Raw genomic sequence first — 16,182 nt, forward strand, 5'->3', positions numbered from 1 at the left:
AAGCGTGCCGGCTGTGCGGCGTGAGCCCACGCCGGGCCGCGCTGGCGCAGGCGCTGACGGCAGGCGCGAGGGATCATGGCGGCGTCTCCAGCCGGCGCTCACGGTGTCGGCGCGGGGAGGTGGGGAGATTTGTTGTCGCTGGAGCGACAACAAATCTCCCCACCTCCGGCCGGCGGTCGGCGTGCGACCCGGCTTCGCGGCAACTGGGCTCAGTGTGGCTCACGGTTCCGGCGGATCCGGGACAGAAATCGGACCGCCAGGACAGAGACCAACAGGGTCATCGCCACCGCGCCGGGTGCCTTCACCAGCCGAGCCACGTTGGTGCCGTCCGGCAGGGCGAGGAAGGACGCCAGCGCGCTCGGCACCAGGAACCAGATGGTCCGGGTCGCCGTCACCGCGAGCAGCGCCAGCGGCCAGGTCGCGTACCAGGGGTGGAAGACCGGCGCGAGGACGACGGTGAGGGCCAGCGCCAAGCCCGCGCCGAGCAGCACCGAACGGTGCCGGCTCACCCCCGCGCCCACCCCCGACGGGCTGACACCGAACGCAGCAGGCGGGCCGTTGCCGGTCGCGCGGGCCGCAGGCGGGCCGTATGGAGCGGCGTCGGCGGCGCGGGCATCCCCGTGCTCACCGCGCTGTCCTCGGTCCGGCTGGCGGGGGTGGCGCAGCGCCGACCAGGTACGCCACCAGAGCAGCACCAGCAGGACCGCCAGCAGTGTCAGTGCCAGGATCCGGGCCACCGGCACACCGACGGGCGGCAGCCCGACCGCTTCACCGAGGTAGTCGACGAGCATGCCGACGGCGGTCGGCGGCGAGGTCCACTGCACGGTGTCGCCGCTGCTGCCGAGTCCACCGATCCAGCCCAGCCCGAGACCGGAGAGCAGTGAGGAGAGCAGGAGCGCGCCGAGCACTCCGATGGCGAGCGTGCCGCCGTCGCGTAGCAGTGCCGCCACCGTGTACCGGCCAAGGACGGCCGCCAGCGCGGCGAACGGCAGCACCACCACGGCGGTCGCCTTCACCGAGACCGCCAGGCCGAGCAGCACCCCGGCGACCAGCACCACGGCGACCGAGTGCCCCCTCGCAGCATCCGGCACACCACCGACCGGCGGCGGCGCCGCAGCGCCGGACAGCGCACCGGCAGAGCAGGCGGGACGTCGGACGAGCAGGAGCAGACCGAGCAGGAGCAGACCGAGCATCACGGCGTCGTTGTGCGCGCCGGACACCAGGTGCACCCCGACCAGCGGGCAGGCGAGCACCAGCCAGGTCGCCCGCGCGGGCGGCACCCCCGCCGCCCGCGCCAGGCCGGGCAGGCAGAACGCGGCCAGCAGCAGTCCCGCCACCGCCAGCACCCGCAACACCGCCAGCGTCCCGACCAGGGTGCCGCCGAGGACCACGGCGAGCGCGGCGAGAAGGACGAAGAACGGGCCGTACGGTGCCGCCGTGTCCCGCCACACCGGGGCGACGGCGTCCAGCCACGGACATCCCGCCGCGGCGACACCGGTGGCGGACGGGTCACCGCCGTCGGCGTACACCCAGCCCTGGCAGGCGTACGAGTAGAGGTCCCGACTGCCCAGCGGTGCGCTGACCAGCAGCGGCACCGTCCACAGCGCGGCGGTCCGTAACGCCCACCCGGTCGACGGGGCGCCCGCGCGCAGGGTCCACCAGGCGCCCACCATGGCGGTGGTGCCGAGCAGCCACAGCAGTACGGCCGGAAAGGGGTGGCCGGCCCGGGTGGTGATGCTGTCGGGCAGGGCGCCACCGGTGTACGCGGCGACGGTGAGGGCCACCGCCCCCAGCAGGCCGACATACCGGACGCGGCGGTCGCGGGCGGAGGCGGGTCGGACGCCGGTCTCGGTCACCGGCGTGCCTCTCCTCAGTCGACGGGAACCGGGCGGCGGGCCGCCCGAGCCGACCGTACCAAGCGGACCGCCACCCAGATCACGAACAGCGTCATCAGCGGCGCACCGACCGTCTTGGTGTACCGGGGCAGGCCGGTGCCGTCGGCCAGCACCTGGAACGCGGCGAACACCGTGACCGCGCTGAACCACCAGGTGCGGTGGGCGGTGGCGGCGAGCAGCGCCAGCGGCCAGAACCAGTACCAGGGGTGGAACAGCGGGGCCAGCGCGACCGTGGCGGTCAGCGCCAGCGCGGCGTGCCAGAGCGGTTCCCGGTGACGCGCCCGGAACCACAACCACACCAGCAGCGCCGCCAGCACGACCATGCCGATCCCCCGGGTCACCGGCAGCGCGTCGACGTGCAGGCCGAACGGCAGCAGCACGTACCCGACGGTCTGCCCGACGGCGGTCGGCGGTGAGGTCCAGGCGATCACCTCGTTGCCGTGCGACAGCCCGGTGATCCAGCCGAGGTTCAACCCGGCACCGAGGGTCACCCCGATCAGTGTCGCCACCGCTCCGCCGACCACCGGGGTGCCGTGGCGCAGCAACCCGCGCAGGGTGAAGCCGCCGCCGATCGCCAGCAGCGCCGCGAACGGGACCACCACCAGGGCGGTCACCTTGATCCCGGCGGCCATGCCGAGCACCACGCCACCGGCCAGCAGCGGCCACGGCCGGGCCGGTCGGCTGACCACGATCGCCAGGCCGGCCACCATGAACCCGACCATCAACGCGTCGTTGTGCACCCCGGAGATCAGGTGTACGCCCACCAGCGGACCGGCCAGCGCCAGCCAGAGCGCCCGGCCGACCGGCACACCGCAGTGGCGGGCCAGCACCGGCACACTCACCGCCGTCAGCAGCACACCGGCGACCGCGAGTACCCGGAACAGCGCGATGCTGGCGATCAGCGAGCCGGTCGCGGCGACGATCGCGCCGGAGAGCACCACGAACAGCGGCCCGTACGGCGCCGGGGTGTCCCGCCAGATGAACGACATGGTGTCCAGCCACGGACACGGCAACGTGGAGACGCCGTACTCGTACGGGCTGATGCCGTTGGCGAAGCTCGCCCCCTGACAGGCGTACGCGTAGGCGTCCCGGCTGCCCAGCGGCGGCGTGAACAGGAACGGCACGAGCCACAGCCCGGCGGTGACCAGCGCCCACCGTGCCGACGGCACCCGGTCCCGTAACGTCCACCACGCGAACGCCATGGCGGCGGTACCGAACAGCCACAACGCGATGATCAGCGGCCCGTACGGCCCCTGCCAGATGCGCAGCGGAGTGGGCCGCAGGTCGCCGTCGGGCAGGGCGCCGCCGAGGAACGCCGCCACGGCGAGCATGATCGATCCGGCCAGTCCGGTCCAGCGCACGAGGTGATGGGACACGTCCGACATGCTGCCAGTACCGTGAGCGCGGTACGGAGGTGGGCATGCGGGGCAGTCGGGTGGTGGCGCTGGCCGCCGCGTCCGCCGGGGCGCTCGGTGTGGCGTACCTCATCCTTCCGGCGATGGGTTCGGACCTGGCGGCGCAGGTGGCCCGGGCCGACTTCTTCGCCGCACACGGCGCGACCCCGGTCGACCTGCGCTGGTACGCGGGGGTCCAGCAGTTCGGCTACAGCCTGCTGACCCAGCCGGTGATGGCCCTGCTCGGGGTACGCCTCACCGGCGTGATCGCGGTGGTCGCGGCGGCGGCCCTCCTCGCCGCGCTGCTGGTCCGCACCGGAGTGCCTCGGCCGCTCCTCGGCAGCCTGGTCGGGGTGGTCACCATCGCCGGCAACCTGGTCTCCGGCCGGGTGACGTACGGCCTCGGGGTGGCCTTCGGCCTCGCCGCCCTGCTCGCCCTCACCTGGCGCCGCAGTTCGTGGCGACCGCTCGTGCTGGCCGGTGCGGCGGCGTTGCTGGCCTCGGCGGCCAGTCCGGTGGCCGGACTCTTCGTCGGTCTCGCCGGGGTCGCCGTGCTGCTGTCCGGCCGGTACGCCGACGGGCTGACCGTCGCGGTCGCGGCGGCGGTGCCGCTGGGGGTGACCGCGGTGCTGTTCGGTGACGGCGGCTGGATGAACATCAGCCGGACCGACACGATCCGGGCGACGGTGACCGCCCTGCTGGTGGCCGCGCTGGTCGGCTACCGCCCGGTGCGGTCGGGTGCGGTGCTGGCAGCGGGCGGGGTGGTCGCGACGGCGCTGGTGCACACCCCGGTCGGGCTGAACGCCACCCGGCTGGCGACCATGTTCGCCCTGCCGGTCCTGGCCGCCGCCGCCCGTCCCCCCGCCTGGCTGGCCCGCTCGGCCCACCTCCGCATCGCACCGCGACCCGACGCTTCGCCCCAGCCCGGCCGATCGGTCCAGGCCAGTCCCCCGACTCGGCCCGACCTCATCGGGCGACCCGAGGTGTCGGCGCGGCCGAGGCGGCGGGGCGTGGCGGCGGTGGCGCTCGCTGTGCTGCTGGCGGCGGTGTGCTGGTGGCAGCCGCCGGTGGTCTCCGCCGACCTGCGCAGCATCGGCGACCCGACCAGCCGTCCGAGTTACTACGCCCCCCTGCGGGCCGAGCTGGACCGGCGCGGGCTGACCGGCCGGCTGGAGGTGCCGCCCACCCGCAACTACTGGGAGGCCGCCCGGATGGGTGACGTGCCGCTGGCCCGGGGCTGGCTGCGGCAGGCGGACATCGACCGCAACCCGCTCTTCTTCACCACCGTGCCCGGCGCGGCCGGCACCGGTGTGCCGCTGACCGCCGACAGCTACCGGGACTGGCTCGACGAGTACGCGGTGCAGTACGTCGCGGTGCCCGACGCACCACTGTCCTGGGTCGGCCGCGCCGAGGCCGAGCTGGTCACGGGCGGCCTGCCGTACCTGACCGAGGTGTGGTCCGACCCCCACTGGCGGCTGTACGCGGTGACCGACCCGACGCCGCTGGTGGGTGCCCCTGCCGAGGTGGTCCGCTCCGACGGCGCCTCGGTGACCTTCCGCACCCCGGACGCGGGCCCGGTGCCGGTGCGGGTCCGGCACAGCCGCTGGCTGACCGCGTCCGGCGGCGCCACCGTCGACGCCGACGGGGACTGGACGGTGGTCACGGTGCCGGGCGCCGGCACGTACACCCTCGGTGGTTGATCCTCGGGCTCTCGACGGGGTGTTAGCAGGGGACCCCTGCTCTACCGCAGGCGTTAATAAGGTGCCCTTCCTTACATCTCCAGGACGCGTTGCATGGCGGCGCGGGAGCGGCGGCCGGTGCGCAGGTACTCGTCGAGGAACTCGCCCGGATCGTCGCGGCCGAGCAGCCGGACCACGCCGGCCAGTTCCACGCCGTGCCGGGGAAGTTGGTCGCCGGCCCGGCCCCGGACCAGCATGAGGGCGTTGCGGACCTGGGCGGTCAGGGTCCAGCCGGCGGTCATCGCCTCGGCGTCCGCCGGGTCGATCAGGCCGGCGTCGCGGGCGGCGGAGAGGGCGTCGAGGGTACGGGTGCCGCGCAGCGACGGGTGGGCACCGGCGTGCTGCAACTGGAGCAACTGCACCGCCCACTCGACGTCGGCGAGGCCGCCCCGGCCCAGTTTGGTGTGGGTGGCCGGGTCGGCGCCCCGGGGCAGCCGTTCGGTCTCCACCCGGGCCTTGATCCGGCGGATCTCGATGATCTGTTCCCGGGTGAGGCCGTCGGCCGGGTAGCGGACCGGGTCGACGAGTTGCTCGAAGCGGGTGCCCAGGTCGGCGTCGCCGCAGACGCAGCGGGCCCGCAGCAGCGCCTGCGCCTCCCACACCCGCGACCACCGGGCGTAGTACTGCTGGTAGGCGGCGAGACTGCGGACCAACGGCCCCTGCCGGCCCTCGGGGCGCAGGTCGGCGTCGACGCCGAGGGCCGGGTCGGGTGCCGGCATGCCGAGCAACCGGCGCAGTTCCTCGGCGATGGCGTGGGCGGCGGCGCTCGCCGCGCTCTCGGCGACGCCCTCGGGGGCCTCGTAGACAAAGAGGACGTCGGCGTCGGAGAGGTAGTTCGACTCGTACCCGCCGAGGCGGCCCATGCCGATCACCGCGAACGTCAGGTCGGGCATGGCGGGCTGGGCGGCGCGGACGGCCCGCAGCGCGGCGGCCAGGGTGGCGTCGGTGACGGCGGCCAGTGCGGTGCCGACGGTGATGATGTCGCCGAGCGTCGAGCGATCCGTGTCGGGGCGGGTGGGGGTCAGCGAGCCGGCGTGGCTGAGCACGTCGGCGCAGGCGAGCCGGAGCAGTTCCCGGCGACGCAGCGCGCGGACCGCCCGGATCGCCTCGACCGGGTCGGTGTGGCGGGCGGCCGCGGCGGCGAACCCGTCGCCGAGCACCTCGCGGGGCCGGGGGGTCAGCTCGCTCTCCTCGGCCAGCAGACGCAGCGACTCGGGTTCCCGGCTCAGCAGGTCGGCGACGTACCGGGAGGAGGAGAGCACCCGGGCCAGCCTGCGGGCCACCGGGCCGGAGTCACGCAGCAGGCGCAGATACCAGGGGGTGCTGCCGAGGGAGTCGGAGACCTGGCGGTAGTTGAGCAGGCCACGGTCGGGTTCCGGGGCGTCGGCGAACTCGCTGAGCAGCACCGGCAGCAGGGTGCGCTGGATGGCGGCGGTGCGGCTCACCCCGCCGGTGAGGGCCTGGAGGTGACGCAGCGCCCCGGCCGGGTCGGCGAATCCGAGGATCTCCAGCCGGTTGCGGGCCGCCTCCGGGGTCAGGCGCAGGCCGTCGGCGGGTACCCGGGCCACCGACTCCAGCAGCGGCCGGTAGAGCAGTTTGGCGTGCAGTCGGCGTACCTCGGTGGCGTGGGTGACCCACTCGGCGCGGAACTCCTCGACGGCGCTGCGTCCCGGCGTGGCGGTGTAGCCGAGCGCGGCGGCGAGCCAACGCAGCGCGCCCGGTTCGGTCGGCACGGTGTGGGTGCGCCGCAGGCCCTGGAGTTGCAGGCGGTGCTCGACGCCGCGTAGGAAGCGGTAGCCGCGCAGCAGCGCCTCCCCGTCGGCCCGGCCGACGTAGCCGCCGGTGACCAGCGCCCGCAGGGTGGGGATGGTGCCGGGTGCGCGCAGGGACTCGTCGCCCCGGCCGTGCACGAGTTGCAGCAACTGCACCGCGAACTCGATGTCGCGCAGGCCGCCGGGACCGCGCTTGATCTCGCGTTCCTGCTCCTTGGCCGGGATGTTGTCGATGATCTTCCGACGCATGGCCCGGACGTCCTCGACCGCCTCGGGCCGCTCGGCGGCGTGCCAGAGCAGCGGCGCCAGCTCATTGATCCACTCCCGGCCGAGCGCCAGGTCACCGGCGGCCGGACGGGCCTTGAGCAGCGCCTGGAACTCCCAGGTGCGGGCCCAGCGCCGGTAGTACGCCAGGTGGCTGGCGAGCGTACGCACCAGCGGCCCCCGGTTGCCCTCGGGACGCAGAGCGGCGTCGACCGGCCAGGCGACCAGCCCGCAGATGTGGATCAGCCGGGTGGCGACGGTGGTGGCCGCCGCCAGGTCGTCGTCCTCGGCGGCCACGAAGATCACGTCGACGTCCGAGACGTAGTTCAGCTCGCCGCCGCCGCACTTGCCCATCGCCACCACGCCCAGGCGCGGCTCCCGGGCGCCCTCGGGCAGCTCGGTCACGGCGATCGCGTACGCGGCGGTGAGGGTGGCGTCGGCCAGCGCGGAGAGTGCGGCCATGGTCTGCTCCAGGCCGCGCCCACCGGTCAGGTCGGCCGCCGCGACGCGCAGCAGCGCCAGCCGGTACGCCCGACGCAGCACCGCCACCGGGTTGCCCTCGCCGGTCAGGTCCAGCCGCCCGTCGGCGGTCGGGGCGAGCCCGTCCGACTCGGTGCGCAGCACCGTCCACTGGTCCGGGTTGGCGACGAGGTGGTCGCCCAGTGCCGAGGAGGCGCCCAGCACGGCGATCAGTCGACGGCGCAGCCCCGGGTCGTCGTGCAGCGCGGCCAGCAGCGGCGACCCGGCGCCGATGCCTCCGGTCGAGGCGGCCACCGGCTGCCCCTGGGCGGGGGCGGTGGCCTGGCCCGGTCCGGCGCCGCGCTGGCGTACCGCCGCACCGGTGCCGCCGTTCGTGCCGGCCAGGGCGCGGCGCTCGGCCTCGACCATCCGGTGCAGTTGGCGCAGCGCCAGGTCCGGGTCGGCGGCCCGGGACAGCGCGGTGAGCAGTTCCCGCGCCTGGTCGCCGGTGGGCTCCTGGGTCTGCGGGCGCCACAGGTCGAGCCCGTCCGGGCCGAGCAGGTCGGCGGCGCGGGCGCCGAGGTCGTCGTCGGTGATGCCGAAGCCGTACCGGGCGAGCCGGCCGGTGGCGTTGCTCGGGCGGCCCATCAGTGCCCGAGCAGCGGCAGGGTGCGGCGCGACCCGCTGTCGTCCAGTTCGCCCAGGGCCAGGGCGGCGAACCTGGCGGCGAAGGGCTGCCAGACGTCCTCCACGTCGGCCAGCACGGCGGCGCAGGCGGCGACCACCAGCTCCGGGTCGTAGTCGAGCTCGGCCAGCACCGCCGAGTCGGTCGCCCACTCGGCGATCATGTCGGCGTCGCACTCGATGTGGAACTGGAGGCCCCAGGCCCGGTCGCCGAGGCGGAACGCCTGGTGCGGGAAGCGGGTGGAGGCGGCCAGCAGGGTCGCACCGGCCGGCAGCTCGGTGATCTCGTCGGTGTGCCACTGGAGCACGTCGGGGATGAGCGGGACGTACCGGAACAGCGGATCGTTCTCGGCGGCGTCACGCCGGCCGACCACGGCGGGCCCCACCTCCGGGCCGGAGCGGCTGCGCTCGACCGTGCCGGCGTGCGCGGTGGCGAGCAGTTGCGCACCGAGGCAGACCCCGAGTGTCGGGACACGGTGCCGAACGGCCTTGCGGAGCAGCCCCTCCACCGCCGGCAGCCAGGACGCGCCGGGCTTGCCGTCCGGGTCCGGGTAGGCCTGCTGGTCGCCGCCGAGCACCACCAGCGCGGCGTACCCGTCGAGGTCGGCGGGGAGCGGGTCGCCCGCGTGCGGGCGGGACACCGACAGCTCCAGACCGGCCTCGGTCAGCCACTCGCCGAGCCGTCGCGCATCGTCGGTCGGGTCGTTCTCGATCACCAACGCGGTAGCCACGCCGTCGAGGCTATCCGGTCCGGCCGACGGGCCCGGCGCGCGGGACCGGTGCGGTGTCCAGGAACGTCGGCGGTGTCGCGGCGAGGTCCGGTGGACGTTCCTGGACACCGCACTAGGCTCTGCCGCTGTGTCCCACCACACCGCACCCGATCACGTCGTACGCCCGCCGGCGCTGCGCCCCGGCGACACGGTGATGCTGGTCTCGCCGTCCGGGCCGACCCGTCCGGAACGGGTGGCCCGGGGCATCGAGCTGCTCACCGGCTGGGGCCTGCGGCCGGTGCCCGCCCCGCACGTGTACGCGCGGCAGGGCTACCTGGCCGGCACGGACGCGCAGCGGGCGGCCGACCTGAACACCGCCTTCGGCGACCCGACGGTGCGCGGGGTGATCTGCACCCGGGGCGGGTACGGCGCACAGCGGGTGGTGGACGCGATCGACATGGCGGCGGTGCGCCGCGATCCCAAGGTGGTGGCCGGGTTCTCCGACATCACCGCGCTGCAACTGGCGCTGTGGCGGGGCGCCCGGCTGGCCGGGGTGCACGGGCCGGGGGCGGCGTGGCGGGACGAGCGCACGCCGTTGGCGTCCGCCGAGTCCCTGCACGCGGCGCTGACCACCACCGCGCCGGTGACCGTACGCGCGGTCGAGACCGAGGACACCTTCCCGGTACGCACCTCGGGCCGGGCCGTCGGCCGGCTGCTGGGCGGCAACCTCTGCCTGGTGGTGGCCTCGGTGGGCACCCCGGACATGCCGGACCTGAGCGGGGCGGTGCTGTTGCTGGAGGACGTGCAGGAGCCGCCCTACAAGGTCGACCGGATGCTGACCCAGTTGCGTCGGGCGGGCGCGTTGGACGGGCTGGCAGGGGTGGCGGTGGGCCAGTTCACCGACTGCGCGGACGGCTGGCCGGTGAGCGTCGCCGACGTACTCACCGAACGTCTGGGCGACCTGGGCGTACCGGTGCTGGGCGGGCTGCCGGTCGGGCACGGGCCCGGTCAGCTCAGTGTGCCGGTGGGCACCCGGGCCGTCCTCGACGCCGACGCCGGCACGGTGACCGTGGACCCGGCTGTCCGCTGAACAACCCGAAAGTCCGGTTCGTCCGGTATTCGCGGCGCGATTGCCAGCTCGCTGACAGGTCTGCCACGGCTCGACCCCAGCCAGACTGGTCACTGTCGGTGACGTCATCGCATCACCGACGAGTTGGAGGACCGATGTCCCGCACGATCTCGAAGAAGCACCTGCTGGCCGGGCTGGCCGCCGCGGGTGTCCTCGGCGTGGGGATCGCCGCCCCCACGGTGGCGCTCGCCGACGACAAGGCCACCCCGAGCGCCAGCGCGAGCGCCGAGCAGCAGGACGAGAAGCGGCCGGAGCCGGGCGCGCACCGGGCGAAGTTCGCCGAGTCCCTGGCCGAGGAGCTGGGCGTACCCACCGAGAAGGTCACCGAGGCGCTGGAGAAGCTCCGTGAGGAGCACAAGCCGCAGGTTCGCCCGGACGGCGAGGGTCGCGAGCGTCCTGACGGGGACCGGGGACCGAAGGGCTCCCCCGAGGACCGTACGGAGGCGCTGACCGAGCGGTTGGCCAAGGCGGTCGAGGACGGCAAGCTCACCCAGGAGCAGGCCGACGCGATCACCGCGGCCGTGGAGGCCGGCGTGTTCGGCGGGCCGGGCGGCTGGGCCGGTCGGGGCGGCCCCGGCGGGACCGGCGGGAAGTGACACCGCGTGGGGCGGCATCCGTCCGGATGCCGCCCCACGGTCGTGCTGACGCGTGCCGGCTCAGGCGATACAGGCGCAGACGATCAGCGCGGCACCGAAGTGGGTGGCGGCGCTGACCTTGGCGACCGGGTGCGGCTCGTCGGCGCAGATCACCTCGCCCAGCTTGCCGGGGGTGAGCAGGTCCAGCACGAAGAAGGCCAGCGCCATGATGCCCAGGCCGATCACTCCGAACAGGATCGTCGAGGCGAGCCCCTTGGCGAAGTCGCTGTAGCTGGTCAGGATCGCGGTGAAGACGATCCCGGCGACGCCGAGCTGGTTGGCGGCGAGCAGCAGGCCGGCGTTGGCGTTGCGGCGTATCCAGATCAGGTCCCGCAGCTTGCCCGGGGTCAGCAGGTCGACCAGGACGAAACCGGCGGCCATCAGCCCGACCCCGACCACCCCGAACACCACGCTCTGCCAGGCTCCGCTGAGCAGATCCTCCAGCACCGACTGCCTCCCCCACCGTCTGCGGCCGGCGGGCGCCGGCACGGTGATCGAGACGATAGCGGCACCGCGCAACGCCCGCCCGGGCGGTGGTGGCGGTCCTACAGCGACAGGTACCGCTGGCGCTCGTACGGGGTGACCTCGCGGCGGTACTGCTCCCACTCGGCCCGCTTGTTGCGCAGGAAGAAGTCGAAGACGTGCTCGCCGAGCACCTCGGCGACCAGCTCCGAGCCGGCCATCACGTCGATCGCCTCGGCGAGGTTCTCCGGCAGTGGTTCGTACCCCATGGCGCGGCGCTCGGCGCTGGTCAGCGACCAGACGTCGTCCTCGGCGCCCGGCGGCAGCTCGTACCCCTCCTCGATGCCCTTCATCCCGGCGCCGAGCAGCACCGCGAAGGCGAGGTACGGGTTGGCCGCCGAGTCGGGCGAGCGGACCTCCACCCGGGCCGAGTTCGGCTTGCCGTACGCCGGGACGCGGACCAGCGCGGAGCGGTTCAGGTGCCCCCAGCACACGTACGCCGGGCTCTCGGTGACCCGGTCCGGCAACGCCTGGGGGAAGAGCCGCTTGTAGGAGTTGACCCACTGGTTGGTGACCGCCGTGTACTCGCGGGCGTGCACCAGCAGCCCGGCGATGAACGCCCGGGCCACCTTGGAGAGCTTCATCGGGTCGCCCGCGTCGTGGAACGCGTTGCGCTCCCCCTCGAACAGCGACAGGTGGGTGTGCATGCCGCTGCCGGGCTGGTCGGTGAAGGGCTTGGGCATGAAGGTGGCCTGCACGCCGGTGGAGAGCGCCACCTCCTTGACCACGTGCCGGAAGGTCATGATGTTGTCGGCGGTGGTCAGCGCGTCGGCGTAGCGCAGGTCGATCTCCTGCTGGCCGGGGGCTACCTCGTGGTGGCTGAACTCGACCGAGATGCCGATCCGTTCCAGCGACAGCACGGCCTGGCGGCGGAAGTCGCGGGCCACCGCGTGCGTGGTGTGCTCGAAGTAGCCGCCGCTGTCCACCGGCACCGGGACGCTGCCGTCCATCGGGCCGTTCTCCAGCAGGAAGAACTCGATCTCGGGGTGGGTGTAGAAGGTGAAGCCCTTCTCCGCCGCCCGGGACAGCGCCCGGCGCAGCACGTGCCGGGGGTCGGCCCAGGAGGGCCCGCCGTCGGGGAGCAGGATGTCGCAGAACATCCGGGCGCTCTCGCCGCTGACCCCGCCCTCGAACGGGAAGACCTGGAAGGTGGTCGGGTCGGGCATGGCGACCATGTCCGACTCGAAGACCCGGGCGAAGCCCTCGATCGCCGAGCCGTCGAACCCGATGCCCTCCTCGAAGGCGGCCTCCAACTCGGCGGGGGCGACGGAGACGCTCTTGAGCGTGCCGAGCACGTCGGTGAACCACAGCCGGACGAAACGGATGTCCCGCTCTTCGAGCGTGCGGAGGACGAACTCCTGCTGACGGTCCACTGCCCCAACCTTCCGCGACACGCTATGTCCGGCTTCGGACGGTGATTACCCGACCTGACCGACCAGTCTCCACCGACCCGATTACGCAGACGTTAACCGACCCGCGGCCACTGCGTCCCGCCCAGTCCCGACCCCCGGTCGCCGGGTGGCGTGGTCTGCGCGGACACCACGTGTCGAGTCCGCCCACCGTGGGCAAGATGAGGACATGCCCACCCTGCGTCTCGCGCTGTGCCAGGTCAACCCCCGGGTCGGCGACATCGCCGGCAACGCCGAGATGATCCGCTCGTGGACCCGGAGATCCGCCGACGCCGGAGCCGGACTCGTGCTCTTCCCGGAGCTGGCGCTGACCGGCTACCCGGTCGAGGACCTGGTGTTCCGGCGCTCCTTCGTCGCGGCGTCCCAGGCGGCGCTGCGCCGCCTCGCCGCCGACCTGGCCGCCGACGGGCTGGGTGACCTGCCGGTCGTGGTGGGATACCTCGACGCCGACGGCCCGCCCCAGGTCAGCCCGGACGCCGAGCCGGGCCGGGGGGCCCGCAACGCCGCCGCCCTGCTGCACCGGGGCGAGGTGGTGGTCTCCTACTTCAAGCACCACCTGCCCAACTACGGCGTCTTCGACGAGGACCGCTACTTCGTGCCCGGCGACACGCTGACCGTCGTCCGGCTCGGCGGGGTGGACGTGGCGCTGACCATCTGCGAGGACCTGTGGCAGGCCGGCGGCCCGTTCGCCGCCGCCCGCGACGCCGGGGTCGGGCTGGTGGTCAGCATCAACGGCTCTCCGTACGAGCTGAACAAGGACGACCTGCGTCTGCCGGTGGTCCGCCGGCGCGCCGCCGAGGCCGAGGCGACCATCGCGTACGTCAACATGGTCGGCGGCCAGGACGAGCTGGTCTTCGAGGGCGACTCCATGATCGTCGCGGCGGACGGCACGCTGCTGACCCGCGCGCCGCAGTTCGTGGAGCACCTGCTCGTGCACGACGTGGAGCTGCCGGAGACGGGCAGCGGTCCGGGCGCCACCCTCGGCGGTGCCCGCGACGGCGCCGCGCTCACCGGCGGGCTGCGGATGGTGCGGGGCACGATCGACGCCCTGCCCCCGGCACCGGACGGCCCGCCGGTCCACGGCGGGATCGTCGAGCCGGTCGCCGACGAGGCCGAGGTGTGGGAGGCCCTGGTCCTGGCCCTGCGTGACTACGTCGACAAGAACGGCTTCCCCTCGGTGGTGCTCGGGCTCTCCGGCGGCATCGACTCGGCCGTGGTGGCCGCCATCGCGGTGGACGCGCTCGGTCCCGACCGGGTGGTCGCCCTCTCCATGCCCAGCCAGCACTCCTCCGGGCACAGCCGCGACGACGCCGCCGACTTGGCCGAGCGCACCGGCCTGGACTACCGGGTCGAGCCCATCCAACCGATGGTGGACACCTTCCTGGCGAACATGTCGCTCTCCGGGGTTGCGGTGGAGAACCTCCAGGCCCGGGTACGCGCCGTCATCCTGATGGCGCTGTCCAACCAGGAGGGCCACCTGGTGCTCACCACCGGCAACAAGAGCGAACTGGCGGTCGGCTACTCCACCATCTACGGCGACTCGGTCGGCGGCTTCAACCCGATCAAGGACGTCTGGAAGACACTGGTCTGGCGGCTGGCCACCTGGCGCAACGCCGAGGCGACCCGGCGGGGCGGGACGCCGCCGATCCCGGAGAACTCGATCGGCAAGCCGCCCAGCGCCGAACTGAGCCCCGGCCAGCTCGACAGCGACGCGCTGCCCGACTACGACGTCCTCGACCCGATCCTGATCGGCTACATCGACGGCGACCTGGGCCGCGACGGCCTGGTGGCCTCCGGGCACGACCCGGCGGTGGTGGACAAGGTGCTCCGGCTGGTGGATACCGCCGAGTTCAAGCGCCGCCAGTCCGCGCCCGGGGCGAAGATCTCGATGAAGGCGTTCGGGCGGGACCGGCGGCTGCCGATCACCAACCGGTGGCGCGAGGACGGCTGACCACCGGCGAGTGACATCCTCCACTGCGCTCTGCCGCGACCGGGGCCGCCGGTGCGACGATCGCGGCAGAGCCCGGGGACCGCGTACGCGGCCTCGAGGAAGGAGACAGTCATGGTGGAGTCCACCCCGACCGAGGTGACCGCCCTCTACGGCGGCCCGGTCACCCGACGGGTCCGCACCCGCGACCTGATCGCCGCCAAGGAACGCGGCGAGAAGTGGCCCATGCTCACCTCGTACGACCAGTACAGCGCCTCGATCTTCGACGCCGCCGGCATCCCGGTGCTGCTGGTCGGCGACTCGGCCGCCAACAACGTGTTCGGCTACGAGACCACCCTCCCGATCACCGCCGAGGAACTGCTGCCGCTGGTCCGGGCCGTCGTCCGGGCCACCCGCCAGGCGCTCGTCGTCGGTGACCTGCCGTTCGGCTCGTACGAGGAGGGCCCCACCCAGGCCCTGCGGACCGCCGTGCGGTTCATGAAGGAGGGCGGCTGCCACGCGGTGAAGCTGGAGGGCGGCCGGCGCTGCGCCGACCAGATCGCCGCCGTCGTCGGCGCCGGCATCCCGGTGATGGCGCACATCGGGTTCACGCCGCAGAGCGAACACACCATCGGCGGCTACCGGGTGCAGGGCCGGGGCGACACCGCCGAGGACGTGATCGCCGACGCGCGGGCGGTGGCCGAGGCGGGCGCCTTCGCGGTGGTGCTGGAGATGGTGCCCGGTGAGGTCGCCAAACGGATCACCGCTGAGCTGAGCATCCCGACCGTGGGCATCGGCGCCGGCCCGGAGACCGACGCCCAGGTGCTGGTCTGGCAGGACATGGCGGGGCTGCGCACCGGCCGGACGCCCCGGTTCGTCAAGCGGTACGCCGACCTCGCGGGCGTGCTCGGCGAGGCCACCCGGCGCTTCGCCGACGAGGTACGCGGCGGGGAGTTCCCCGGCGCCGAACACACCTTCTGAGCGGACCGTCACGGCCCGTGGACGCACGCACGGGCCGTGACACGCCCACCGACCTGCCCGTCCCTGCGGCGGCACCGTCGGAACCGGGCAGCGGGATCTGCGGAAGGCGGCTAACGTACCGGCCCGTGAAGCGAATGCACACCTCCGTCCTGACCCTGGCGTGCGCCTGCCTGCTGGCGCTCACCGCCTGCGGCGGCGACTCGGCCGACACCGCCGCCGACCCCGCCCCGTCCGCCGTACCCCCCACCGCCACGGTCGCGCCGCCCTCGGCCACCCCGACCCCCGACGCCTCCGCGCCGTCGACGGCCAGCGCCGCCGACGTGGTCGGCGACAAGAAGTTGTGCCAGTCGGCGAAGAAGGCCAGTGACGGGATGCGGGCCGAACTCGTCAAGGCCCTTCAGTCCGGCGGCGAGCCGACCCCGGCCGTGTTCAAGGAGATCCTGGGCGGGTTGGAGAAGGAGATGACGAAGCTCGCCGCCAGCGGTGGCGGCGACAGCAAGGTGGCCGCCGCGATGGGCAAGTTCAGCACCGAGGCGGGTCGGGCGGCAGCCGCCGCCGATCCGGCCGCCGCCGCCGACAACCCGGGCTTCGCCAAGGCCGGCGAGAACCTCACCGCCGCCTGCAAGAAGGCCGGCGTCGAGGTCGTCTTCTGATCCCTGCGT

The 16,182-nt window shown here is 73.9% G+C and carries 12 protein-coding genes; 6 read left to right on the forward strand and 6 right to left on the reverse strand.

What is annotated here, in order from left to right; genetic code table 11:
• Positions 1-209: 209 nt before the first annotated feature.
• Together mptB (ACFYTT_RS24210) and mptB (ACFYTT_RS24215) are read right to left on the reverse strand one after the other, a co-directional pair.
• The gene (mptB, locus tag ACFYTT_RS24210; RefSeq protein ID WP_387262509.1) at positions 210-1,856 is read right to left on the reverse strand and encodes a polyprenol phosphomannose-dependent alpha 1,6 mannosyltransferase MptB; all 1,647 of its coding nucleotides are present in this window, start codon (positions 1,854-1,856) and stop codon (positions 210-212) included.
• A 14-nt stretch (positions 1,857-1,870) separates the two neighbouring features.
• Positions 1,871-3,280 carry a polyprenol phosphomannose-dependent alpha 1,6 mannosyltransferase MptB gene (gene mptB / locus ACFYTT_RS24215; protein WP_387262511.1) on the reverse strand — a complete coding sequence of 470 codons (1,410 nt, stop codon included), beginning with the start codon at positions 3,278-3,280 and terminating at the stop codon, positions 1,871-1,873.
• 35 nt (positions 3,281-3,315) lie between these two features.
• Between mptB (ACFYTT_RS24215) and ACFYTT_RS24220 the strand changes: the two genes are divergently transcribed.
• A complete protein-coding gene (locus ACFYTT_RS24220; RefSeq protein WP_387262514.1) occupies positions 3,316-4,989 on the forward strand; it encodes a hypothetical protein in 1,674 nt (557 codons plus the stop codon).
• Positions 4,990-5,060: 71 nt separating this feature from the next.
• Here the strand turns inward: ACFYTT_RS24220 and ACFYTT_RS24225 are convergent, their stop codons facing one another.
• Positions 5,061-8,171 (reverse strand): bifunctional [glutamine synthetase] adenylyltransferase/[glutamine synthetase]-adenylyl-L-tyrosine phosphorylase, encoded by a 3,111-nt coding sequence (locus ACFYTT_RS24225; RefSeq protein WP_387262516.1) that lies wholly within the window; start codon positions 8,169-8,171, stop codon positions 5,061-5,063.
• Positions 8,171-8,938: a type 1 glutamine amidotransferase gene (locus tag ACFYTT_RS24230; RefSeq protein ID WP_131054869.1), complete on the reverse strand. Its 768-nt coding sequence runs from the start codon at positions 8,936-8,938 to the stop codon at positions 8,171-8,173. Before ACFYTT_RS24230 ends, ACFYTT_RS24225 begins: the two co-directional genes overlap by 1 nt.
• A gap of 193 nt (positions 8,939-9,131) precedes the next feature.
• Here ACFYTT_RS24230 and ACFYTT_RS24235 point away from each other — a divergent pair, with 193 nt between their 5' ends.
• Entirely contained in the window at positions 9,132-10,007 is an 876-nt protein-coding gene (locus ACFYTT_RS24235; protein ID WP_387262735.1) for an LD-carboxypeptidase, read from the forward strand.
• Positions 10,008-10,141: 134 nt separating this feature from the next.
• The gene (locus ACFYTT_RS24240) at positions 10,142-10,642 is read left to right on the forward strand and encodes a hypothetical protein (protein WP_387262520.1); all 501 of its coding nucleotides are present in this window, start codon (positions 10,142-10,144) and stop codon (positions 10,640-10,642) included.
• A gap of 60 nt (positions 10,643-10,702) precedes the next feature.
• Here ACFYTT_RS24240 and ACFYTT_RS24245 read toward each other — a convergent pair whose 3' ends face one another.
• Together ACFYTT_RS24245 and glnA are read right to left on the reverse strand one after the other, a co-directional pair.
• Positions 10,703-11,128 (reverse strand): DUF350 domain-containing protein, encoded by a 426-nt coding sequence (locus tag ACFYTT_RS24245; RefSeq protein ID WP_131054871.1) that lies wholly within the window; start codon positions 11,126-11,128, stop codon positions 10,703-10,705.
• Positions 11,129-11,226: 98 nt separating this feature from the next.
• A complete protein-coding gene (gene glnA / locus ACFYTT_RS24250) occupies positions 11,227-12,576 on the reverse strand; it encodes a type I glutamate--ammonia ligase (RefSeq protein ID WP_131054872.1) in 1,350 nt (449 codons plus the stop codon).
• A gap of 205 nt (positions 12,577-12,781) precedes the next feature.
• Here glnA and ACFYTT_RS24255 point away from each other — a divergent pair, with 205 nt between their 5' ends.
• From ACFYTT_RS24255 to ACFYTT_RS24265, 3 genes are all read left to right on the forward strand, one after another.
• Positions 12,782-14,563, forward strand: a complete 1,782-nt coding sequence (locus tag ACFYTT_RS24255) for an NAD+ synthase (RefSeq protein ID WP_357216397.1) — start codon at positions 12,782-12,784, stop codon at positions 14,561-14,563.
• A 111-nt stretch (positions 14,564-14,674) separates the two neighbouring features.
• Positions 14,675-15,520, forward strand: a complete 846-nt coding sequence (gene panB, locus ACFYTT_RS24260) for a 3-methyl-2-oxobutanoate hydroxymethyltransferase (protein WP_131054874.1) — start codon at positions 14,675-14,677, stop codon at positions 15,518-15,520.
• A gap of 134 nt (positions 15,521-15,654) precedes the next feature.
• Positions 15,655-16,173, forward strand: coding sequence for a hypothetical protein (locus tag ACFYTT_RS24265; RefSeq protein WP_387262738.1), 519 nt, complete (start codon positions 15,655-15,657; stop codon positions 16,171-16,173).
• Positions 16,174-16,182 lie beyond the last annotated feature (9 nt).

This window comes from Micromonospora sp. NPDC003816 (assembly GCF_042874705.1).
GTDB lineage: Bacteria > Actinomycetota > Actinomycetes > Mycobacteriales > Micromonosporaceae > Micromonospora.